Raw genomic sequence first — 22767 nt, forward strand, 5'->3', positions numbered from 1 at the left:
GGGAGCCGCTGCCGCTGGAGCGGGACGAGTCGTACAGCTTCCATCAGAGCGGGCCGATCCTCTTCGAGCTGCCGCGCCTTGCGGGTCAGGCGACTAAGCTGCGCGTCGAGCTGACTGCGGGGGAGTATCATGATCCGCCCCGCATCCGTCGACTGATCTGGAATGAAGTCTTCGCCCAGCAAGGCCAGACGCTCAGCTGCGCGACGACGTTCGAGGCAGCGGCGTTCGAGCCCGAGGAAGCGACCGACAGACTGACGGCCCCGCTGGCGCATGCCTTGTACCGGCATGGCCGTCTGCTCCTCCAGCGCAGCGGCGAGGACGGACAGTGGCGGGATGTCGGGGGCGACTCTTATGAGCTGCTCCTCCGCGACGGGCAGGCGCTGCTGCGGATCGAGCCTGGGCTGGCGCCGATCGGAGCCGAGCGTCTGCGCCTGATCGCGATCGAACCTTCCTTCCTCGACCACTGGCTGCTCGGCAGCGGCACAGGGATCTCCGGGCAGCGGCTGACTCTGCCGGTCGAGGCTGTGCTGGCCGACCAGTTGCAGCTGCAGGTCGGCTACTGGGCGCCGGACGAGGGCGAGATGGTCTGGAGCGACTGGGAGCGCAAGCTGGACTTCGACGAGTCGGGTCCGGACAGCCGGCATTATGTCGTCGATGCGCAGGAGGGCGCGCTGTTATTCTCGGACGGCGAGCATGGCATCGCGCCGCCCGCGGCGGCGCTGCCCAACATCCGGCTGATCGGCTGCCGCACCGGGATCGGCGAGGGCGGCAACGTCAAGGCCAATATTATCGACGAGATGCATCTTCAAGGGCAGCAGCTGCACATTACGAACCTCTATCCCGCTTATGGCGGCGCCGAGGCGGAGACGATGAAGGAAGCGATGCTGCGAACCCGGCTCAGCGTCCTCCATCCGAAGTCCGGCATCACTGCCGAGGATCTCGAGGCTCGCGTGCGGGAGATCCCGGGTCTGCGGCTCGCCAAGGTGAAGACGATCCCGGGCTACTACCCGAGGCTGGCGCGATATCCCGAGGAGCGAGCTGTCGGCAAGATCTCGATCGTCGTCGTGCCTTACAGCCGCAAGGCGCTGCCCAAGCCAAGCGAGGGACTGATCGAGACGATCGGCAGGCATCTGGAGCCGTATCGCCTGCTGACGACCGACTTCCATATCATCCCGCCGGAGTATGTGAAGGTGACGGTGCGCGCCACCATCGTCGTCGATCTGCGTTATCAGGGGCGGGACGCGGCTGTGCTGGAGGCGCTGCAGCGGTGGCTGCAGCCTTACGGCGATACGCATGCGAGCGGCTGGAGCTTCGGTCATCCGATCTACAAGAGCGACATCTACGATATTATCCATCAGGTGCCGGGCGTTCATTATATCCAGGATCTGTGGCTGATGGCCGAGGGACGCGACGTGCACACCGACGAAGGCGGAGACATCCATATTCCGCCGAACGGGCTTGTCATTTCGGGCGAGCATGACATCGACTTTATTACAACCGTCGGCTAGCGCGCTTGGGCTATCATCAATCTAAAGGGGGGAGCGCGTTGAGCGGCGCACAATTTTTTTCGTTTCGCCAAGCATCGGACTGGGACAGAGGGGCGTCCTTCCACCTCGAGCGTCGAGCAGAAGGGCTGTCCATCGTCCGCGAGCAGGTGCACCGGCAGCTGGCCCGGCGCTACTTCAATCCGCCCCAGCTCAGTTCTCCCATCATGGACACGGTCGTCGACCGCAGCGGCAGATGGTATATGCTCGACGAGAAGGGGATCTTCTGGCGGGCCGATCTGAGCAGCAATCATGCCGAGGCGATCACGACCTGGAACGGCGCCCAGTGGGACAGCTGGGCGCGGATGGCGGTCACCGAGGATATGGTCATCGTCCTCCAGCAGGGCGAAACGTCGATGCTGCAGGCGATGTCCGCCGACAGCTCGCAGATCAAGTGGGAGCGGGACAGCTGGCTGGGCGAGCCGTTCCTCGGCATTACGATGGCGGCTGCCGACGACAACAGCCTGTGGCTGCTGGCGTCGATCGCCTCGGCCTCCCGGCTGCAACTGCTGCAGATCGGCGCGACAGGGCGCGAGCAGGCGGTCATCGAGCTGCCGATCGACAACCAGATCTACATCGCCGACATCTTCCAGGAGCGCTTCGAGCTGTCGATGGGGCCGGATGGCCGCTGCTGGCTGCTGGATCGGACGACGGCGCAGGTCGTGGCGATCGATCTGATCGGAGGCGTGGCCGTGCTGGCCGGAGAGGAGCCGCTCGCGGCAGGGGGCGAGCTGTTGTCGATCTGCGATGGCGGTCCGGATGGTTTCTGGGCGCTGTTGCGCAGTGCGGAGGGGGCGCACCGCCTCCTGCGCTACGGACTGCTCGGCGAGCAGCTGGAGCGGGCCCAGCTCGGCAATGGCAAGGGCGCCAAGATTATGTCCTCGCGCCATGGCATTGACCTGTGGGATGCGCAGGAGCGCTGCCTGTACAGCATGCAGCCGGTGTCCGAGACAGCGAGCTGGGGCGAGTTTGGCCGCCGGCTCGGCGTCTGGATCAGCCCGGCGCTCGATAGCGGACAGTCGGAGACGGAGTGGCACAAGATCGAGGTCGACGCGCTTGCGGTCAGCGACACGCAGTACAATATCCGCTACTACGCCTCCGACGAGCAGGAGCTGGTCATCGGGCTGAGCCGCGTCCGCCTCGACGACTACCTCGCCGATGATAGCGTCAGCGCAAGCGACAAGCTCTCGGCGCTCGCGGGCCTCTGGTCGAGGCCGCTGCGCGACGCGGAGGACGCGCTGCTGTTCGAGGCCAAGGGCAGGTACTTGTGGATCTATCTGGAGCTGGTCGGCTCAGAGCATCATGCGCCGACGATCCGCAGCATGAAGGTGCATTTCCCGAGAGACTCTTATCTGCGCTACTTGCCGGCGATCTATGAGCATCAGCCCTCCTCCCGCGACTTCCTGTCGCGCTATCTGAGTCTGTACCAGACGATGCTGGAGGAGATGGACCGCAAGATAGCCGACATGCCGCGGTCGCTGGAGCCGTCGCAGGCGAGCGGCGAGAGTCTGCGCTGGCTGCTTGGCTGGATCGGCATCGAGGCCGAGGACTTCTGGACGGAGACGCAGCTGCGACAGCTGCTGCTGCACGCGCCGACGCTGCATACGATGCGGGGGACGCGGCTGGCGATGGAGCTGCTGCTGACGATCTTCACCGGGGAGAAGCCGATCATCCTCGAGTACGAGCAGGTCCGTCCGCTGCGGGAGAATCCCGAGCTCGGCGAGGTGAGCGACCAGCTCTATGCGGCCGATCCGCATACCTTCAATGTGTTGGTGAAGGCGGAGCATGTCGAGACGGACGTGAAGCGGGCGGCGGTGCAGCAGCTGATCGATGCGTTCAAGCCGGTCTTCTCGCAGTGCAAGCTGGTCATCCTGCAGCCTTGGGTGTATATGGACCTACACTCCTATCTCGGGATGAACACGGTGCTCTCTGAGCCGACGCTGCTGACGCTCGACGGTCAGAAGTCGATGCCGCATCATACGATTACGATCGATACCGGACATGATAACCGGATGGATCGGCATACACGGCTAGAGCTCGACTCACGGCTAGAATAGGTCGCTTTTGATCACGAAGGAGAGAGAGGTAGGACGATGAACAGATCAAGGTACATTCCATTTGAACGGAATCGGTATTTTTACGGCAAGCTGTTGACCGTACGGGATTTCATGTCCGAGCAGACGTATATGACCGACAAGAAGCGGCTCTCCAATCGGCTGCTGTTCGGCAGCGGCGTCATCGCCGGTCTGCAGGTGGTGGCAGTCGATGACAAGTCGCTCTCCATCGAGACCGGCGCAGCGCTCGATCAGCTCGGCCGGGAGATCGTCGTGCCTTCGCCGCTGACGCTCAAGCTGTCCAATATCGAAGGCTTCAAAAACAACGACTACGCCAAAAATGTCTATCTCTGCATCGCCTATGACGAGAAGGGCAAGGAGCCGGTCCATACGGTAGCGGGCGCGACGGGTCGCAAGGAGGAGGTCAGCGAGCATAACCGCATCCTCGAGACGTTCCGGCTGTTCGTGCGGGAGACGCCGCCAGCTCCATCGAGCCTGGAGTACGACCATCTGGTCGAGGATACGTCGATCTGGTACGACGACGGCCAGGTGCGCATCCTGCAGACGGCGCCGCGCTATGTGCTGCCAGGTCAGGCGTTCGAGCTGAAGCTGACGGTGGAGCGGACGCTGCAGACGTCGCATATCGAGTTCGAGTACGAGCCGCTCTGGCGCGGCGTCGAGGCGGCGGAGGAGCTGCCGGGCGGCAAGATCGTCTTCTCGGAGCCGACCGATGGCGCGAGCTCCAGCTATACGCGCAGGTTCCTGCTGCGCGCGACCGCCGAGGTCGATGAGCAGCTGCAGCTGGAGGCGCAGCCGGGCACCGTCCGGCTCGTCATCGGCGATCGGATGATCTATGATCTGTCCCATATCCGTCAGAGCATCGCCTGCAGCGATGTGCCGGTGGCGGAGCGCATCCTGCGCGCTTACTACAGCCGCTCGCTGGACCGTGCGATCGAGTCGCCGGCCGAGCCTTGCGTCTATCTGGCCAAGGTCAACCTGCTGCAGATGGGGGCTACCTACGTCATCGAGAGCGTCGAGCCCTTGCCGTTCCAAGAGTATGTGATCAACCCGACGATGCTCTACAAGCTGTTGTCCGGCTCCGGCGCCGCCGAGCCGCCAGCCGTCCCGACGGCACGCGCTCCAGAGCTTGAAGCGAGCAGCGCACCAACGACTCCGACGGAGTTCCCTGACATCAAGGAAGAGTTCGCCCGGCTCGGTCTGGAAGCGCCGGAGCCGCCCGAGGAGACGGTCCGCACGGGCATCGTCGAGGTGTCGATCGTACCGGAGGAGAAGCGGAAGTGGTACCAGCGGCGACGGCGCAATTTTTTCTCCGAGGAGATCGAGCATGGTCTGGGCGCTGGCGTCGTGCTGGTGAGCGCAGGCCTGTCCGACGAGCAGGACGAGCTGGATATCGACCTGCCTGCGATGTGGAATCGCAGCAACGCTGTCTATTACGGACCGCAGGAGATCTTCGCAGGCAGCGAATACGATGGCAATTATCCCAAGCATAAGCTCGGGTTTGTGATGTATCCCAAGAAAGGCAGCTTCCGAATCGGCGTGCACCTGAGCGAGAAAACGGAACGCGCCAAGCTGCGCATCCGCTGGTGGGCGTTTAAGGAGCCGGCCCGCGCGGCGGAAGGCCGCGATACTGGCGAGCAAGAGCTGCGTCAGGCGGCGGACCAGGCAGCGGCCGGAGCTGCCGGAGCGAAGTGACCACGCAAGAAAAATGGCTTCGCAGTCCTAAGCGCATGCGTAGGAAGCCAGCTTTGCTTAACTCTGGACATGAGGACTTTGTCGGAGATTCAGAAGCCAACTGGTGCAATTTGAAATGTTTATGTATGACGCGCGCGACGCCGGACTTTCCCCAGCAGGGAGAGTCGCGGCGTCTTTGCTGTGCGTTCGGGTTGGACGCGGCTGGCATCGCACCGGGCTGTGGCATGCCAAAATTAAGACCTTCTTCATAAACTTGCTCACTTGGTATTCAGAATTACCCTATATAATAAGAAGCAGGACGTAACGAATCGAGAGAGGTGACTGGAATGGAGCCACGCGTGGTGCTGGTCGTCGATGACGACAAGGAAATACGCGACGCGATCGAAATCTATCTGAAGCAGGAGGGACTGGCGGTCCTGAAGGCCAAGGACGGTCTGGAGGCGCTGAAGACGCTGGAGTCGGAGGAGGTGCATCTGATCATCCTGGATGTGATGATGCCAAAGCTCGACGGGATCGCCGCGACCTTCAAAATCCGCGAGCATCGCAATCTGCCGATCCTCATGCTGAGCGCCAAAAGCGAGGACAGCGACAAAATCCTCGGCCTGCATGTCGGGGCGGACGACTATCTGACCAAGCCATTTAATCCGATGGAGCTGATCGCACGGGTCAAATCGCTGCTGCGGCGTTATGTGACCTTTGGCGCATATGACGGCAAGCCGCAGACGATCGATCTGCGAGGCCTTGCCTTGAACCGCGAGGGCAAGGAGGTCAGCGTCAATGGCGAGACGGTCAAGCTGACCCCGATCGAATACAAAATTGTCGAGCTGCTGATGATCCATGCCGGACGCGTCTTCTCGATCCAGGAGATCTATGAGCGTGTCTGGAAGGAGCCTGGGTACAATGTCGAGAACACTGTGGCCGTACATATCCGCAAAATCCGCGAGAAAATCGAGTTCGACCCGAAAAATCCAAGATATTTGAAAGTGGTGTGGGGCATTGGATACAAAATGGAAAAATAGCGTTCGCCTTGTCGTCTATTCGCTTCTGCTGGTCTGCGGGCTAAGTGGGTTATACCTGCTATTTGATCAGGGAGAACGTTATATCGAGCGGGATTATTACGATACGTACCAGTATCGGGAGCAGCTGCGTATTTTCGCCTCCTTTGCAAACTTGTTAGAGCATGGTTACCCGACGTTGCAGGAGGCGCAGGCAGCAATTACAGTGTCTCCACAGGAGATCGCCGATTACAGGGCTCAGATGGCGCCGCTCTCCGAGCAGATGGAGAGTGTACGGGTGGAGTATGGGACGCTTATCGAGCAGGCGACAGCTGTCGATAATAGCGAGCTGGTCGAGTTCTATATGGAGGAGCAGGCACGCAAGCTGGAGCAGCTCATTCAGCTATTCAAGGATGATGAGGCGGTCGCCGCACAGATCCGTCAAGAAAAGGAGCGGCATCTCTCGGAAATCTACAAGGAGCGCGAGAGCTATCTGCCCCAATATCAAGAGCTTCGCGATCTGTTCGACTATTACCTGTATCGTCCCGCGACTGGACAAGCGTATACGAATATGAATGTTCAGGATGCTTCGACTGCGCGAGACGAGCTGTATGGCAGCAATTACGCGCATGTGGTGGAATATGCTCCTGAAGTCGCGTTGAACCTGTTTTACTTCATGAACTTCGAGACTACGATTGCCGACAAGCCTCAGGTAGAGGGATGGATTGGAGTACCTGTGAACAGTCCGATCGTAGCCAAAGCGGTGGTCTATCAACGTCAGCAGGCTGCGGTGTGGCTGTTTGGGGTGGCGGGTATCCTGATGCTCGCGATCGTTCTCTTCCGTTTCAAGGCGATGATGGCGAGCGTATCGGCCGTGAATCGGCGGTGGGCGAGCTCGTATGCGAAGTTGCCACTCGATATTAAGGTCGTAGCGATGTTGTTAGCCTTGGCGGTGGGTTTGATCGGTCCTATAAGCGCAGCTCACAAGGTTGTCCTCTTCGTAGTGGTGCCGGCTTCAATGGGATTATTGGGCCTCGCGGCTACGCTTGCTGTCGCAGCGATTGCTCTGGCGTTGACGCTCCAACAGGGGCAGGCGCTGGCGAGCGGGCTGCGGAGCAGTGAGGATTGGCGGCGAGAGTGGTCCCGTACCTGGCTGCGGCGGGGATTCGTGCGGATAGGCGTGTGGGCGCAACGGGTTGTTCAGGCTGTGCAGTCTTCCTTCATCTATCGAAGCGTGGGCGCACAGCTGCTGACGCTGGCTGTGATCTGGATCGGTCTCGGTTATATCGGCGGCGCAATGGTTCATTACTATGATCCTATGTTCTACATGCCGTTGCTAGTTATATTGTCCTTGGCTGGCATCGCCGCCTTCCTGCTGGCGTCGCGGCAGCTCGGCCATCTGAACCGGATCGCCAGAGCGGCCGATCAGTTGGCGAAGGGAGAGATGCCGCCGCCGCTCGCTTCCAAGGGGAGCGGAGTGCTGGGCGCTTTGTCAGAGAGCATCGATACGCTGCGGAGCGGGGTCCGGCTGCTACAGCATGAGCATGCCAAAAGCGAGCGGCTCAAAACGGAGCTGATCACCAACATCAGCCATGATCTGCGGACGCCGCTCACCTCGATCATTACCTATACAGGACTGCTGGAGGCGGGGGAGGCGACGGCAGAGGAACGAGCCGCTTACGTCGGCATCATCAGCCAGAAGTCGAAGCGGCTGAAGACGATGATCGACGATCTGTTCGAGGTGTCATCGATGACCAGCGGCAACGCCAGGCTCCATCTCGAGCGCTCCGATCTGGTCCAACTGATGCAGCAGGCGCTGGCCGAGCACAAGGAGACGATGGACGCCTCGGCGATCCAATTCCGCATCTCGCTGCCCGAGCGTCCGATCTTCGCGGATGTCGACGGACAGAAGCTGTGGCGAGCATTCGACAATCTAATCGGCAACATGGTCAAGTATGCGCTCGATCATACCCGCGCCTACATCTCGATGGAGCAGACGGATAACGAGGAAGCGCAGATCATCTTCAAAAACATCTCCCGGTACGAGATCAACGATAGCGCTGAAGAGCTGCTGGAGCGTTTCAAGCGCGGCGATGCGTCTCGCCATACGGAGGGCTCGGGCCTTGGCCTGGCGATCGCTCACTCGATCATCAGTCTCCACCATGGCATCCTCAAGCTGGAGACGGACGGCGATCTTTTCAAGGCGACGGTGATCCTCAAGCTACAGCTGCCTTTGGGGGAGGAAGGAACTTAAATGGGGAGTAACTGGAGAAGGGAAGGCAGGGGATAGTGACATAACTGCAAAAGTACATTTAATAGTTGCCTGAATAGCTTTATAGTCGCTTTTAAGGTCAAAAGTACAGTTATTTCGTTGGCTTTAAAGCAAAGATGACTATTTCCGGGGAAATAACTGCACTTTCGCAGTTATCTCCCCCGAAACTGACGGGTGGAGCGAGAATAAAGGTATTTTTGCAGTTGTGCCCAGCCAGCATCCGTGCAGGCTGGGCGTCATCATGCCTGCCGGGGGATACTTGGCTGGGCATCATCATGCCTGCAGCGGGATGCTGGCTGGGCATCGTCATGTCTGCGGCGCAGCTATGGCGCCAAGACGGCGCTCCCGGACTGCGGCTTGCCGTCGCGGTCGACGGAGATCGTATACTCGGCGCCCTCCCAGGCATACACGCGCGCGGTGCGGGGGCCGGAGCGGACGACTGGAGAGTCCGCTTGCGCGCTCAGCTCCTCCAGATCGGCGTAGAGCTGCTCCAGCAGCGGGCCCGCCGTCCAGGCGACGCGGCGGATCACGACGTCATCCGCCTCCGGCGACTCGAGCTCGGCGGTGAAAGCCATCGCCAGCGCCGGATACTTCCACGTCGTCATGAGCAGCTCCGGTTCGGCCGCAGCGGCTGGCGCGGGCGGCGTCTCCGCCGTCCCGCTCGCCTGGGCTCCGTCTGTGGCGGCTGCCTCGCCGCCTCCAGCCTCGGCGCCGTCCGAGGTGGTAGCGCCATCGCTAGCCTGGGCTCCGCCTGCGGTGCCTGCTTCTCCTCCGCCAGAATCGCGCCCTGCCTCTCCCTGGCCAGCCGCGTCTGCCCCAGTGCCCGTCGCAGCAGCGCTCGCGTCCGCAGCGCCTGCGAGCTCGGTCATCGGCGGATCGGCGTAGACGCTCTCGGTTGTGGACGGCTTGTCCAGCAGCTGCTCGAGCTGGGCGAGCGACAGATTCAGATACGCATGCGGGGCCAGATAGCCGGAGCGGTACTCGCCGCGATAGAGCAGCGTGATGCCGTCCTTCAGCCAGGTCGCCGTGCCGTTCAGGCGGCCTTGCTTGAACATGCCCTTGAATGCCAGCAGTCCCTCCTCGTCATACAGCTCGCCTTCGCCGTGATAGCGTCCTTGCTGGATGCCGCCGGCGTAGACGGTGTTGCCGCGCTTGTCGTACAGCGTGCCGCTGCCATGATACTGCCCCGAGAGGAATCCTCCTGTGTACTTGACGGTGCCCGTATCGTAGTACTCCGTCCCTTCGCCGGTGAGCCGTCCGTTCACGAACTGCCCTTCATATTGCACCATACCTCCGTCGAAGAAGGCTTTGCCGGCGCCAAAGTAGTTGCCTGCCATAAACGCGCCGGTGTAGATCGGCTCCTCGCGCTCATTGTACAAGGTGCCGTTGCCGCCGTATTGGCCGTTCTCGAAGTCACCCTCGTAGAGCAGCCGTCCGTCCTCCGTATAGCTGCGCCCCTTGCCGCCGGGCAATCCGGCTACAAACTCGCCCTGATGCTGCACCGTGCCGTCGGAATAGTAGAGAATGCCTGGGCCATTATACACGCCCCCGGTCAGAGCGCCTGCGTACAACAGCTTCCCGGCTTCGTCATAGCGATTGCCCTGGGTGAGCCCGCCTGCGGCAAAGGTACCTTCGTCGACGATGCTGCCGTCTGCGCGCATCAGCTTGCCTGTGCCTTCGTATTGACCGCCCTTGAAGCCGCCTTCATAGAGCAGGGCATGCTCTCCCTCGCTGCTATACAGCTTGCCCTGACCCTCGTAGTTGCCCGCCGCAAACGCGCCTTGATAGAGCAGTTGGCCGTCTGTGCGGTACAGTTTCCCGTCACCGTCGTACAGTCCGTTTTTGAGATTGCCTTGGTAGAGCAGTTGCTTGTTCTCGTTGTAGACGTTGGCCGGGCCGCTGTAGTTGGGAGCGGGAGCGTTGCTGGCCGCCGTGATGGACGGGGTTCGGCTGAGCCACTTGTTGACGAATTTGGGCGGCTTGATAAAGATGAAGAAGTAGAGGATCAGGATGACCAGTATAATGATGACGATCAATTTTTTGGAGATGTAATAATTGCCGATGGGGACATAGCTAGCTTTTGTAATTTCCTTCTGGCCGAGGATTTCCTTGATTTTGAGCTTGATCCACTTGGCGAGCAGCTTCGGCCAGCTTTTGGCGCGCTTGAGCGGCATGAGGACGGTGCGCTTAAGCGGTATCAGTATGGGGTTGATGATTTTTTCGATCAAAGGGTTCGTCTCCTTAGGGGGCGTAGGATCGTCTGGCTAAGGTACTTGTACGGTCATTTGGCCGGGACTTACGACCTGGATGACGCCGCCCCAATTGCACATGCATTTGGAGGTATTATTTAATGCGGGCATGTTGCCGATTAATACTGTAGGACTTCCGGGCGCCCACGGAGCGGCCGTGACGGGCACGCAGGGCATGGGCGTCAGCACGCCGAGCGCGGCGGCCGTCGCTGACGCGACCATCGGATTGGCCATCGAGTTGCACATCCCGAACGGCAGGATATTGACCATCGGCTTATTATCCATAATATTGGCGGCCGGACTGACAGCCATCGTACGGTTGACCGGCAGCACGATCAACGTGCCCGGCGCCGCCCCGAAGCTGCACTGCAGATTGGCGCCATTGCATACGAGTTGTCCCATTGCCATCATCTCCACAACTTTTGCCTTAATTCTACTATTTCTGCTAGCCTCCTTCAATAAATATATCGCCATTTTCGACAAAATATATTTTAGGAAAAAGGTCCCGACCCGTTACCTTTGATGTAGAATAGATGTAAGTATCCCTTACGATGAGGAGCGTTCGCTTGAAATCCAAATTACTCCTATTGCTGCTGGCGGCAGCCGTCATCCTGACAATGTTGGCCGGCCTGAAGGAATACCGTTCCTTCAACCCTCTCGTGACGGCCAAGGACTATGCCAATCTGTCCAAGGTCTACACCGACACAGCAGACTCCCAGTACACGATCGCCGACTCCAAGACGAAGATCCGCAAGGTAGAGGCCTCCGGCAAGCTGGCATTCGAGTATGATGTCTCCAGGCTGGCGCAGCAGGGGACGACGCAGCTGTTCGAGAGCGTCACTGTCGATGAGGCGGGCAACGCCTATGCGCTCGTCACCGATCTCGATGCTTACGGGCTGCGGGTGCTCGGCGAGCGGATCGTCCGGATCAGCCCGGCGGGCAAACACGCGACGATCCTCTATGATGCCGATTATACCGCGGAGGACAATCTGTTCCGCGTTGGCCGCTTGCAGTCGCTGACGGTGTGGGAGGGGCGGTTGTACGCCCTGAAGAAAGATGCCGACACCGCAAATGTGCTTGCTTTTGCGCTGGACGCAGCAGGCCCGCAGCAACCGGAGACGCCGCTGACCGTATCGATCGGCGAGGGGCGTTATCTGAACGAACTGATCGGCGTCGATGCCGAGCGATTGCTCTATACGACGAAGCGAGGCATGTTGTATGCGAGCGAGGCGGGGGGAGAGCGGCTCATCTATCCGGAATCGGCAGACCCGGTGCTGAACTTCCCGGTACATATTGCAAGCGATGGGGCGGACTACGTCTACTTCATCGATCATCACGATGAAGCTGTAAAGCGGACAAGCCTCACGACAGGCGCGACGCAGACCTGGCTCGCACTGGCGGATCTGGCCGCCTACGACCCGGAGACTGCCTGGGAGGAATTCACCAGTATCGCCTATACTGCGGACGGGCTGACAGTTGTCGCAGCCGACCAACTGCTGAGGCTGGGCGGAGACGGCACGATCCTGGAGCGTCAGCAGGGCTTTGACTACCCCTGGACCACGGTAGCGCTGAGGATGTTCTATTGGGTGCTGCTGCTGGCGCTGGCCGCCGTCACGGTCGGATTGCTTCGCTTCTGCTATATCCACGTGCTGGGCCGCAAGGTTTCGCTGCTGCTGAAGCTGCTGGCCGTCTTCGTGCCGATGGTGCTGCTGTCGATGCTGGCGCTCTTCTACTCGGTGTACCAGTCCTTCTCCGGCGAGATGAAGGAGGATACGTTCCGCCAGCTCCAGCTGCTGGCCGGCAACGGCAAGTATCTCGTCGGCCAGGAGCATCTGGTGAAGCTGAATTCGCCCAGAGATTATGGCAGCGAGGACTATGCCGCGATCAAGACGAGGCTCTCCGAGATGTTCTCGCAGACAGGTGGGGATCGCGACGGGCTGTACAATACGATCTACCGTTACATGGACGGCGCGCTGTATCTGATCATGGATGACGACAACAGCCTGACGATGTTCCAGCCGTTCGGCTTGAATGAGGACAACCGGCGGGTATTGGAGCAGGGAGAGACGGTCGTGGGGACGTGGGAGGACGCGAGCGGCGAGTGGATGTATGCGCTGGGCCCCCTGTACAATCCGGCCGGAGAGATCGTCGGCATCTATGAGACGGGCAAGGATATGGCCTTCGTCTATCAGAACAACCGCAGCATCTTCTCGGACGTGCTGACCATCTTCGTCATCGTCAGCATCGCGCTGCTGATCGTCGTCACGCTCATCTCCATCTATCTGCTCTCCTCGATCCGCAAGCTGCGCCGCAATGTCAACCTGATCGCCAGCGGCGAGTGGGATGTGAGGGTGGATATTAATACGAGCGACGAGGTCGGCGAGCTGGGCGAGCGCTTTAATATGATGGCCAGTTCCATTAACCAATACCTTGGCGAGGTGACCAAGCTGAGCAACTCGTATTTCCGCTTCGTGCCGGAGCAATTCCTCAAGGTGTTGGGCAAGACGAACATGACGCAGATCCATCTGGGCGAGCAGCAAAACAAAAAAATGGCGATCCTGATCTGCAGCATGCGCGGCTTTGATGCCTTCTCGTCGAAGCTGACAACGGAGGAAACCTTTGGCTTCATCAACTCCTTCCTGAAACGGTTCGGCCCGATCATCCGCGAGCATGGCGGCTTCATCAGCCGCTATCAGGGGCCGGGGATGCTGACGATGTTCCCGGGCGACGCCGGTGCAGCCGTGCGGGCGTCGATCAAGCTGCGTCACACGCTGGAGAAGTACAATGCCCAGCGCCAGAGCGTCGGCTACGAGCCGATCGAGATCAACATCGCGATTCATTACGGCGATGTCATGCTCGGCATCATCGGCGAGGAGCAGCGGATCGAGAGCAGCGTCGTCTCCAGCCATGTGGCGCTGACGCTGGAGCTGGAGAAGACGGCGGAGAAGCTCGGCTGCAGCATCGTCCTCACCCAGGAAGCGCTCAGCTCGATGCGACAGGAGTCGCTCGGGGCATACCGCAAGCTCGGCGCGCTGGAGATGCTCGGTCGCTCGGAGACGATCGAGCTGTATGATCTGTACGAGGGAGATCAGGAGTCGATGAAGCGGCTGAAGCAGGAGACGCGAGCGCTGTTCGAGCGCTCGATCCTCCAGTTCCGCAGCGGCAAGTTTTACGACGCGCGCGAGGGCTTCGTGGAGGTCGTGCGGCGCAATCGTTACGATCTGGCGGCCAAGCTGTACTTTTTCGAGAGCGATCGTCTGTACCAGGAAGGCGCGTCCAATGACTGGAATCATTCGATGAAAGTAATCTAGAGGCCATCCAAGAGGGGGAGTACGTCATGGAGCATGCGCTCAAGCGCGATTTCCGGCTGCATGCGGTACATACGATGGAGGAGGCGGCAGCAGTGTCGGCATTTTTGCTCGGACCGGACTGCTTTGACGATCAACGCTTCACGCCAGGGGAAGAGGAGCAGCTGCGACTGCTGCCTGTCCAGAGCATCGGCCTGCCGCATATGCACTGCTGGTACGAACGGGAGGACGAGCAGATCGTCGCAGCCATTTTGTTCGCAGAGAACGAGCATCGCAGCGGCGGTTATCGACTGGACTACTTTGGCGTGCATCGCAAATGCAGACAACGCAAGGTTGGCCGACGGATGATCGACGCGATGATTCGCTACTGCATCGAGAGCGACGGACGTTACATCGAGACGTTTACGTGCGATTTGCCCCCTTACGACGCAGCCAGAGGGCTGTTCGAACGCAGCGGTTTTGAGTTTATCTGCCACCTCCCCGATTATTATTATCCCGGCGAAGGCAAGCTGCTCTACATGAAGCGACTATAGCGCGCGACAGCTTCCGATGACAACAACACAAAGACTACACTACACAAAAGGGTGGCTACCGTGAAAACACTGTTCAGCATCTTAAGACCTGCAGAAGCACTGATGTCCCGATTGAAGTACGGACAAAAATTTATGTTGATCGGATTGATTATGGCGTTGCCCTTCGTCTTGCTCGTATGGCTATGCCTGAATCTGCTCCAGGAGGAGATTCGAGTGCTCGAATCGGAGCGGCATGGCGTCGAATACGGCGAGACGTTGTTGCCCATTATGACGAACGTCCAGCAGCATCGCGGCTTGGCTAACGGTTACCTCAATGGCGATGCGGAAGCGGGCAATCGTCTGCAGCAGGTAGCAACCGATGCGGAGACTGCTGCCGCTCGTATCGAGGAGCTGGAGCGCGTGCACGGTCAGGAGCTGCAGACCGGCGAACGGTGGAACGCAATCAAAACCCAATGGGAGCAGCTGCGCGGCGAGCTGGATGGGATGAGCGCTCCGCAGAGCTTCGAGAGTCACTCCAAGCTGATCGAGTCGATTATCGACCAGATCCGTTATGTATCGGATCAGTCGGGGCTGACGCTCGATACGCGGCTGGATTCCTACTATATGATGGATCTGACAGTCAACCGCTTGCCGAGGCTGATCGAGGTGGTGGCTCATACTCGCGGCACCGTCAACGGGATATTGGCACGCCAGAAGCTCACCGACGATGAGCGGGTTACCTTGAAGTTGGCCCAAAGCACGATGCGCGATCAACTGAGCAACGTCGAAGAGGAGCTGAGAGCCGTCGCCGAATTGAGCGGGACAATGGATTCGAAGCTCGAACAGGATGGCGCCAGCATGGTGCAAGCGGTGGGGGAATATGTCGACAAGCTCGGGAGCCAAGTGATCGACGCGCAGACGCTGTCGCTTGATGCGGATTCGTTTTTTGACGAGGGAACGATGGTTATCGACAATGCCAAAGCTTTGTATGAGGATGCTAATGTGGAGCTCTACCGGCTGCTGGGCGAACGTCAGCAAGAGACGACGGCGAACCGCAATCTGCTCCTCATAATCGTAGTGCTGGTCCTGCTGTTGATTACGTTGCTGTACCTGGGCTTCTACCGGAACGCAATGTCCTCGATCGGACAGCTCCGCGACGGTGCGGCGCGTATGGCGGCCGGCGACCTGAGTCATCGCCTGGAGCTGCGCACCCGGGACGAGCTGTCGCTGATCGGCGACTCCTTCCAGGAGATGTCTCGCTCGCTGAACACGATGCTGCTCCGCAATCAGGAGATCGCAGAGCAACTGGCCGCATCGGCCCAGCAGCTCTCCGCCGTCTCCACGGATTCGTCGCGGGTCATGCAGCATATGGCTTCCTCTGTAGGCGGCATCTCGGAGGGCGCAGAGACGCAGCTGCGGGTAGCGGAGGAGAATGCAACGGCGCTGCAAGAGATGGCGCAGGCGATCAACCGGATCGCCGAGGCGGCGACCGATGTGTCGGAGGCGTCGGAGGGCGCGGTGAATGGCGCCGACGACGGCGTGCGCAAGCTGGAGGACGCCGTCTCGCAGATGCAGCGCATCCGCGAGGCGGTGCTGGACTCGAGCGAGACGATCCGGACGCTGGGAGAGCGGTCGCACCGGATCGGCGAGATGGGGCATGTAATTATGGAGATCGCGACACAGACACAGCTGCTGTCGCTCAATGCCAATATCGAGGCCGCAAGGGCAGGGGAGTATGGCCGAGGCTTTGCAGTGGTGGCCGGCGAGGTGTCCAAGCTCGCTCAGCAGACTCGTCAGTCGGTCCAGACGATCGCTGCTATCGTGACAGAGCTGCAGACGCTGGCCGAGCAGGCGCGCGACTCGATCGCTTCGACCTCGACCGAGACTGCGCGCGGACTGGCGTCCATCGAGGCTGCCGACGGAGCGATCGTGTCGATCCGCAGCGCTGTCCATCAGGTATCCGGACAGATCCAGGAGGTGTCATCGGCAGCCGAGCAGCTGTCGGCAGGGACAGAGCAGGTGGCTGCGACCTTCTCCGACAGCATGGAGAACACTCGCGCGACATCGCAAGAGACCGTCAGTCTGGCAGCTTCTTCTCAGGAACAGTCGGCATCGATGGAGCAGGTGCAGGCATCGACCGAGGCCTTGAGCGCGCTGGCACAGCAATTGCATGACGAGCTGTCGCGGTTCAAGCTGTCTCGCGGATAAGCTCGCTACTTCCTTCTTAGACAGACCGCCGTTCTTTGACGACGGTGAGCAGCATCTTAAAGGCAGCCTCCTCGGCCTCCAGGGCATGCGGGACATGTGCGGGCATCAAGATGCTCTGGCCTGCTGCGACGCGATAGCGTGATTCGCCGATCGTGATCGTAGCGAGGCCGTCCAGCACCTGCACCAGTGCGTCGCCTGGCGTCGTATGCTTGCGGATCTGTTGTCCCTGGCTTACGGCGAACAGCGTGATGCCCAGCAACGGCAGTTGCACGAGCGTGCGGCTCGATACTTGCTGGTCGCCATAAGCGATCTGATCCTTCAGCTCCTGCGGTACCGAGTAATCGAGTTTTTGGATGTATCGTTCTTGTTCCATATGATATTCCTCCCGTTACATAGTGATGGCATCGGTCTTAAACGACGCTGATCTGGATGAACTTGCAGGGGATGCTGCACCGCAGCTCGTGCTCCAATCCGGCAGCGATCATCCGGGTATCGCCCGGGCCGAGCATCTCCTCGGATGTTGCGCTTACGAGACGCAGTTCACCCTCCAGCACGCAAAACCACCGCGACAACTCCGCCCGCTCCGGACTGATCGATTCGCCGCTGTCCATGGCGAAGACGAAGGCATCCGAGACACAGCCCTCCCAGAGCAGCCGACTGCTAATCTGCCCGGTTTGCACCTGGATCAGCTCGTTGACGTTCATGCCTACCCCTCCTTGTTGACAATCATTCTCAACTGATATAATGATACCATAAGCAAACGGCCAATTCGGTTGCCCAAGCAACGAAAGAGGGGATTGCAATGGAAGCTTGGATGCGGCTGCTGGAACAATCAGCGTTGTTTCGCGGCTTTGACAGGGGAGAGATGTCCAGTGCCTTGCTATGCCTTGAGGGGACGGTCCAAAAGTACCATAAAAAAGAAGCCTTGTTCCATGAAGGCGATGCATTGCCTGCGGTCGGCATCGTTCTGAGCGGGACGGTGTTTTTGTGCAGCGTCGATGCGGAGGGCAGCCAGACGATCCTGTCGGAGCTGACGAGCGGGGATATCGTCGGCGAGACGGCGTTGCAGCTCCAGGGCGATGGCAGTACGCATAGCGCGTATGCCGCGGAGACGAGCGATATTCTGTTTATTCAACTGGCCAATATTATCCGTTCGCACGGCAACGTCTGCGCGCTGCGCGCCCGGGTCATCGAGAACCTGCTTGCCTTAATTGTAGCCAACAATCGCGGACTGTACCGCAAGCTCGACCTGGTGGCGCAGAAGTCTTTGCGTCAGCGGATTGTTCATTACCTGGAGCTGGAGGCCAGACGCAAAGGTTCGCGCACCTTTGCCATCCCGTTCAGCCGGGCCGATCTGGCCGATTACCTGCTGGCGGACCGCAGCGCCTTGTCCCGAGAGCTGTGCCGTATGGCGGACGAAGGGCTGATCCGTTTTCAGCGCAATCGCTTTGAGCTGTTGACCCCCATAGGCGCAGAGTCTGGATTTTAACAACATTGGATAGAGGTTCCATATGATATAATGTTGTTACATGAGAGAGCTGCCTGCCTGGAGCGCGATGTCAGCTCTACGGCGTAGAGGGGGAAGAGCTTGAAGCAAAACTGGTTTTACCGGCTGCTATTGTCGTATCTCCCGGTCTTTTTTATCGTCATCGCCATTTTGTTTTTAGCTTTTTTCCAAGCCTTAAACGAGCAGAGCCGCAAAGAGGCGGTGAATGCCAACGCATTTTTGGCCAGCCAGGTGCTGCAGCATGTGGACAGCGAGCTGAAGAAGATCGAATACAATATTTTGAGCGGCATTTTGACTCATTCCTTTCTCGCTCAGTATTTCACAGGCGCCGAGGTTACAGTTCTCGACAATATCCAGGCGGTCAAAATTATGGACGAGCTGAAGCTTCAGTTTCCGGTCATCGACTCGGTTTATTTCGTCCGCCTCAAGGATGATTATATCCTCGCTGACGGCTCCTTCCGCTCGGATGACTTCCCGGACAAGGCCTTCATCCGCCAGATCGTCGATCAGCAGCACGGTTCCCCGTGGACTGGCCGGAGGCTATACAAGGCTTACGCCTCGGTAACGGGCAAGGACGTCGTCACGTTGGCTCGTCGGGTGCCGCACTTCGCGACGCAGGCGAGCGGCTTCATCGTCATCAACGTCGGTCTCGACAAGATGCAGCGCTCGCTCTCGCAGATCTACAATCCCGACATCAGCTTCGTCCGACTCTCTGACGAGCAGGACCAATGGCTGCTCGGTGAACCGGACCCGATTGCAGATCCTGGCAGACAGCAGGTGTTCGCCTCCTATGTCTCCTCCTATACGGGCTGGCAGGTGGAGAGCGGCTTGCGCGACGAGGCAGGCTTCGTGAGCTTCGCGCTTAATGCGTACAATGTCTGGTTGGCGATAGCCTTTGCTGCTGTCCTGTTCGGCGTCATCTGGGTCATTCACGTGACTAGGCGCAACTACAAGCCGATCGCCCAGCTCGTCTCGCTCATCCAGACCAGCGTCTCCGCTGACGCCGAGCCGGACAAGAGGGATAAGAGGGGTAAGAGCACCAATGAGTTCGGCTTCATCCGAGGCGCACTCGAGCAACTGATGGAGGAGACGAACAAGGTGCGCCGGGAGAACATGGAGATTATCCTCCGCCACAAAAAGCATCGGTTCATCGAAGCGCTCGAGGGCGCATCTGCGGTCAAGGAGGAGGAGTGGCAGGCGGAGCTGGCCAAGCAGAGCCTCGATACGGCTGGCCGGCGTACGCTGGTGTTAGCGATGGAGATCGACCGTTACCGCGAGTTCGAGCAGGCGCATGACAAGTTCAACCGATCGCTGCTTCTGTTCCTGCTCTCCAGCATCGTCCAGGAGATTGCTCAGCTGCATCGTGCGTCCGTATGGGCGGAGTGGACGTCGGAGCGACAGCTGTCAGCGGTCGTCTGGCTCCCGGAGGGGGAGGCGGGAGACGCTGCCAGCGCGGCGATCCCGGGCGAGATCATGCAGTGGGTGAAGGACAACCTGAGCTTCACGGTTACGATCGGCTGCGAGGAGGCGGACGGTGCGCTGCCCCAGATCCGGGCGGCGTATGCGGCGGCGGCACGGCTGTTGCAGTACAAGGCGACTCTCGGCACGGCGCGCGTGATCGATCCGCGGGATGTGAGCCGCACTTCGCCGGCGAGGTTGGATTATTACCAGACGGTGCATCGGCTGGCCCAGTCGCTGCGCATCTCCGATCCGGGATGGAGCGCGCAGTTGGACGAGCTGTTCCGACATATCTACGATGGCTGTTACGCCCGCCAGGAGATCGAGAGCCTGCTGCAGTTCATGCATCAGACGCTGCGCAAGGCCTTCCTGGAGCTATCCCGGGAGTATCGCGAGGGGTGGCAGGAGCTGGAGACGCGTCTGCTGGAGCTGGAGGCGCAGTGGGAGACGGCGACGGAGCTGCATGAGCGCTGCGCGAGTCTGTTCGAGTCGGCTACTGACCAGATCCAGTCGCTGCGCGAGTCGCAGCAGAGCCGGGTGATCGTCAGCGAGATCCGCAGCTACATCGAGGCCAATTATGCCAATCCGGAGCTGTCGTTGGACCATCTGAGCGAGCGGTTTGTCATGCATACCAAGAGCATCAGCAAGCTGTTCAAGGAGGAGTTCGGCGAGAACTTCATCGATTTCCTGATCGGCCTTCGGATCGGCAAGGCGCGCGAGCTGCTGCTCGGGAGCGAGCAGTCGCTGCAAGAGATTAGCGTGCAGGTCGGCTACAGCAATTACAACTCCTTTAACCGCGCCTTCAAAAATCTCAACGGCGTCTCCCCCAGAGACTTCCGCCGGTACGGCTCGGAAGCTGCTAGTGCGAGCTCCCCAGATGAATGATTTCATTGTGTTGGTTAACATCACATGTCCTCGATAGATCCTTGTGAAATCAAGGACTTTCGGGGATTTTTTTCGCCGGAGAAAAAGGAGTAGTCGAAGAAAAACGCATATTTTCTTTTGAAAGCGATTGCTAGAAAAACGTGATGTGAGGGATTATTACAAATTGACGCTATGTCGATGGCTAAGGTACGATGGCCGTGTCATCCGATCGAACGATCATGGAAGGGGGAGATGGGCGGATGCACCGCATGACGAAAATGAAACGAAGCTGGGAGCTCTACTTGCTTGTGTTTTTGCCGGTGCTCTACCTCATTATTTTCAAGTACATTCCGATGGGCGGGGTCATCATTGCGTTCAAGCAGTACAATGTGATCGATGGCATTTTGAACAGTCCTTGGGTCGGCTTTAGACACTTTCAGACGTTTTTTGAATCCCCGAACTTCTGGCTGTTGATCAAAAATACGCTGCTGATCAGTCTGTACTCGCTGGCTGCGGGGTTCCCGGTTCCAATCATCCTGGCGCTGGCGCTCAACGAGATTCGCAACGGGCTGTTCAAGCGCAGTGTGCAGATGGTTACATACGCGCCTCATTTTATCTCGACCGTTATTATGGTGTCGATCGTCATCCTGATGCTGACCCCGCATGTCGGCGTAGTGGAGCGTCTGATGGGCTTCCTCGGACTGCCGGCGACCAACTTTATGGGCCTGCCGCAGTTTTTTAAGTCGATCTATGTCTGGTCCGGCGTCTGGCAAGACATGGGGTATGCCTCCATCATCTACATCGCGGCGCTCTCGGGCGTCGATCCGAGTCTGTACGAGGCGGCTCGTATGGATGGCGCATCCCGGCTGCGCAAGATTATGCATATCGATATCCCGGCGATCATCCCGATCTCGATCATCCTGCTCATTCTGAACATGGGCGGCTTGCTCAGCGTAGGCTTCGAGAAGATTTTCCTGATGCAAAATCCGCTCAACGTGAGCGCCTCGGAGGTCATCTCTACCTATGTGTACAAGGTTGGCTTGCTTGGAGCGAATTTCAGCTTTGCCACGGCGGTCGGGCTATTCAACTCGGTGGTCAATCTGATGCTGCTCATCCTGGTGAACCAGATTGCTCGCAAAACGTCCGAGACGAGCCTGTGGTAGGAAGGGGAGAGGACTATGCTTAGGAAAAACACGATTAAGGATTCGGTCGGCGATCGCATCTTCATGTTATGCATCTATCTGCTCCTGATCATCGTCTTGGCCGCTGTGATGTATCCGTTGCTGTTTATTATCAGCTCCTCGTTCAGCTCCTCCCGCGCCGTCGTGTCCGGATCGGTATGGCTGCTTCCCGTCGACTTTACGACGCGGGCGTATGCAGCGATCTTCAACAGCAAGCAGATCATGATGGGCTACTACAACTCGATTGTGTACATGGTATTCGGCACGATGATCAATCTGCTGTTCACGGTGCTGATCGCCTATCCGCTGTCGCAGAAGCACTTCTACGGGCGAGGTATCGTCATGACGATGATGATGGTGACCGTCTTTTTCGGAGGCGGACTGATCCCGGACTACCTGCTCGTCAAAAATCTCGGCCTGCTCGACACCCGATGGGCGCTCTGGCTGCCTGGCGCGTTCGGCGTGTTTAACGTCATCGTCGCCCGCACCTTCTTCCAGACCTCGATCCCGCCGGAGATGCAGGAAGCGGCGCAGATCGACGGCTGCGGCGATACGCGCTATCTGGTCAGCATCGTCCTGCCGCTGTCCAAGCCGATCCTTGCCGTCATGACGCTGTTCTATGCGGTCGGGCATTGGAATGCCTTCTTCAGCGCTCTCATCTATCTGCGTTCGGAGGAGCTGTTCCCGCTGCAATACGTGCTGCGCAACATCCTCATCCTCAATGCGACCGATCCGGAGATGATGGCGGCGTCGACGCAGGAGATGCGGGACCAAGGCTTCCAGCAGGTGCTCAAGTATGCGGTCATCGTCGCGGCAAGCTTGCCGGTGTTGCTTATCTATCCGTTTGTGCAGCGTCATTTCGTCAAGGGGGTTATGATCGGCTCGCTCAAGGGGTAGCTCCA

The 22767-nt window shown here is 59.3% G+C and carries 16 protein-coding genes; 12 read left to right on the plus strand and 4 right to left on the minus strand.

Going from position 1 to position 22767, the window contains the following annotated elements; genetic code table 11:
• The 5 genes from PA598K_RS02525 to PA598K_RS02545 form a co-directional block, all read left to right on the plus strand.
• Positions 1–1508, plus strand: a 1508-nt coding sequence (locus PA598K_RS02525) for a putative baseplate assembly protein (RefSeq protein ID WP_128655342.1), incomplete at its 5' end; no start/stop codon positions are given.
• A 38-nt stretch (positions 1509–1546) separates the two neighbouring features.
• Positions 1547–3601 (plus strand): phage tail protein, encoded by a 2055-nt coding sequence (locus tag PA598K_RS02530; RefSeq protein ID WP_128655343.1) that lies wholly within the window; start codon positions 1547–1549, stop codon positions 3599–3601.
• 36 nt (positions 3602–3637) lie between these two features.
• Positions 3638–5311, plus strand: a complete 1674-nt coding sequence (locus PA598K_RS02535; protein WP_128655344.1) for a hypothetical protein — start codon at positions 3638–3640, stop codon at positions 5309–5311.
• A 326-nt stretch (positions 5312–5637) separates the two neighbouring features.
• Positions 5638–6330 carry a response regulator transcription factor gene (locus tag PA598K_RS02540; protein WP_128655345.1) on the plus strand — a complete coding sequence of 231 codons (693 nt, stop codon included), beginning with the start codon at positions 5638–5640 and terminating at the stop codon, positions 6328–6330.
• Positions 6308–8560, plus strand: a complete 2253-nt coding sequence (locus PA598K_RS02545; RefSeq protein ID WP_128655346.1) for a sensor histidine kinase — start codon at positions 6308–6310, stop codon at positions 8558–8560. Before PA598K_RS02540 ends, PA598K_RS02545 begins: the two co-directional genes overlap by 23 nt.
• Positions 8561–8901: 341 nt before the next feature.
• Here the strand turns inward: PA598K_RS02545 and PA598K_RS02550 are convergent, their stop codons facing one another.
• Together PA598K_RS02550 and PA598K_RS02555 are read right to left on the minus strand one after the other, a co-directional pair.
• The gene (locus PA598K_RS02550) at positions 8902–10806 is read right to left on the minus strand and encodes a hypothetical protein (RefSeq protein WP_128655347.1); all 1905 of its coding nucleotides are present in this window, start codon (positions 10804–10806) and stop codon (positions 8902–8904) included.
• Positions 10807–10842: 36 nt separating this feature from the next.
• A complete protein-coding gene (locus PA598K_RS02555; RefSeq protein ID WP_128655348.1) occupies positions 10843–11229 on the minus strand; it encodes a DUF4280 domain-containing protein in 387 nt (128 codons plus the stop codon).
• A gap of 164 nt (positions 11230–11393) precedes the next feature.
• Here PA598K_RS02555 and PA598K_RS02560 point away from each other — a divergent pair, with 164 nt between their 5' ends.
• From PA598K_RS02560 to PA598K_RS02570, 3 genes are read left to right on the plus strand one after another with little or no spacing between them, the layout of a single operon-like run.
• Positions 11394–14138 (plus strand): adenylate/guanylate cyclase domain-containing protein, encoded by a 2745-nt coding sequence (locus tag PA598K_RS02560; RefSeq protein ID WP_128655349.1) that lies wholly within the window; start codon positions 11394–11396, stop codon positions 14136–14138.
• A gap of 26 nt (positions 14139–14164) precedes the next feature.
• Positions 14165–14668, plus strand: coding sequence for a GNAT family N-acetyltransferase (locus PA598K_RS02565; protein ID WP_128655350.1), 504 nt, complete (start codon positions 14165–14167; stop codon positions 14666–14668).
• A gap of 60 nt (positions 14669–14728) precedes the next feature.
• Complete coding sequence (locus tag PA598K_RS02570) at positions 14729–16855, plus strand: methyl-accepting chemotaxis protein (protein ID WP_185601461.1); 2127 nt, start codon at positions 14729–14731, stop codon at positions 16853–16855.
• 16 nt (positions 16856–16871) lie between these two features.
• Here PA598K_RS02570 and PA598K_RS02575 read toward each other — a convergent pair whose 3' ends face one another.
• Both PA598K_RS02575 and PA598K_RS02580 read right to left on the minus strand, forming a co-directional pair.
• Positions 16872–17228 carry a cupin domain-containing protein gene (locus PA598K_RS02575; protein WP_128655352.1) on the minus strand — a complete coding sequence of 119 codons (357 nt, stop codon included), beginning with the start codon at positions 17226–17228 and terminating at the stop codon, positions 16872–16874.
• Between the two features lie 37 nt (positions 17229–17265).
• Entirely contained in the window at positions 17266–17559 is a 294-nt protein-coding gene (locus tag PA598K_RS02580; protein WP_128655353.1) for a hypothetical protein, read from the minus strand.
• A gap of 98 nt (positions 17560–17657) precedes the next feature.
• Between PA598K_RS02580 and PA598K_RS02585 the strand changes: the two genes are divergently transcribed.
• From PA598K_RS02585 to PA598K_RS02600, 4 genes are all read left to right on the plus strand, one after another.
• Positions 17658–18344 (plus strand): Crp/Fnr family transcriptional regulator, encoded by a 687-nt coding sequence (locus PA598K_RS02585; protein WP_128655354.1) that lies wholly within the window; start codon positions 17658–17660, stop codon positions 18342–18344.
• 99 nt (positions 18345–18443) lie between these two features.
• The gene (locus PA598K_RS02590) at positions 18444–20705 is read left to right on the plus strand and encodes a helix-turn-helix domain-containing protein (RefSeq protein ID WP_128655355.1); all 2262 of its coding nucleotides are present in this window, start codon (positions 18444–18446) and stop codon (positions 20703–20705) included.
• 248 nt (positions 20706–20953) lie between these two features.
• A complete protein-coding gene (locus tag PA598K_RS02595) occupies positions 20954–21847 on the plus strand; it encodes an ABC transporter permease (RefSeq protein WP_307719860.1) in 894 nt (297 codons plus the stop codon).
• A gap of 15 nt (positions 21848–21862) precedes the next feature.
• A complete protein-coding gene (locus PA598K_RS02600; RefSeq protein WP_128655357.1) occupies positions 21863–22762 on the plus strand; it encodes a carbohydrate ABC transporter permease in 900 nt (299 codons plus the stop codon).
• The last annotated feature ends 5 nt before the right edge of the window (positions 22763–22767 follow it).

The organism is Paenibacillus sp. 598K (assembly GCF_003851045.1).
Classification (GTDB): domain Bacteria; phylum Bacillota; class Bacilli; order Paenibacillales; family Paenibacillaceae; genus Paenibacillus_D.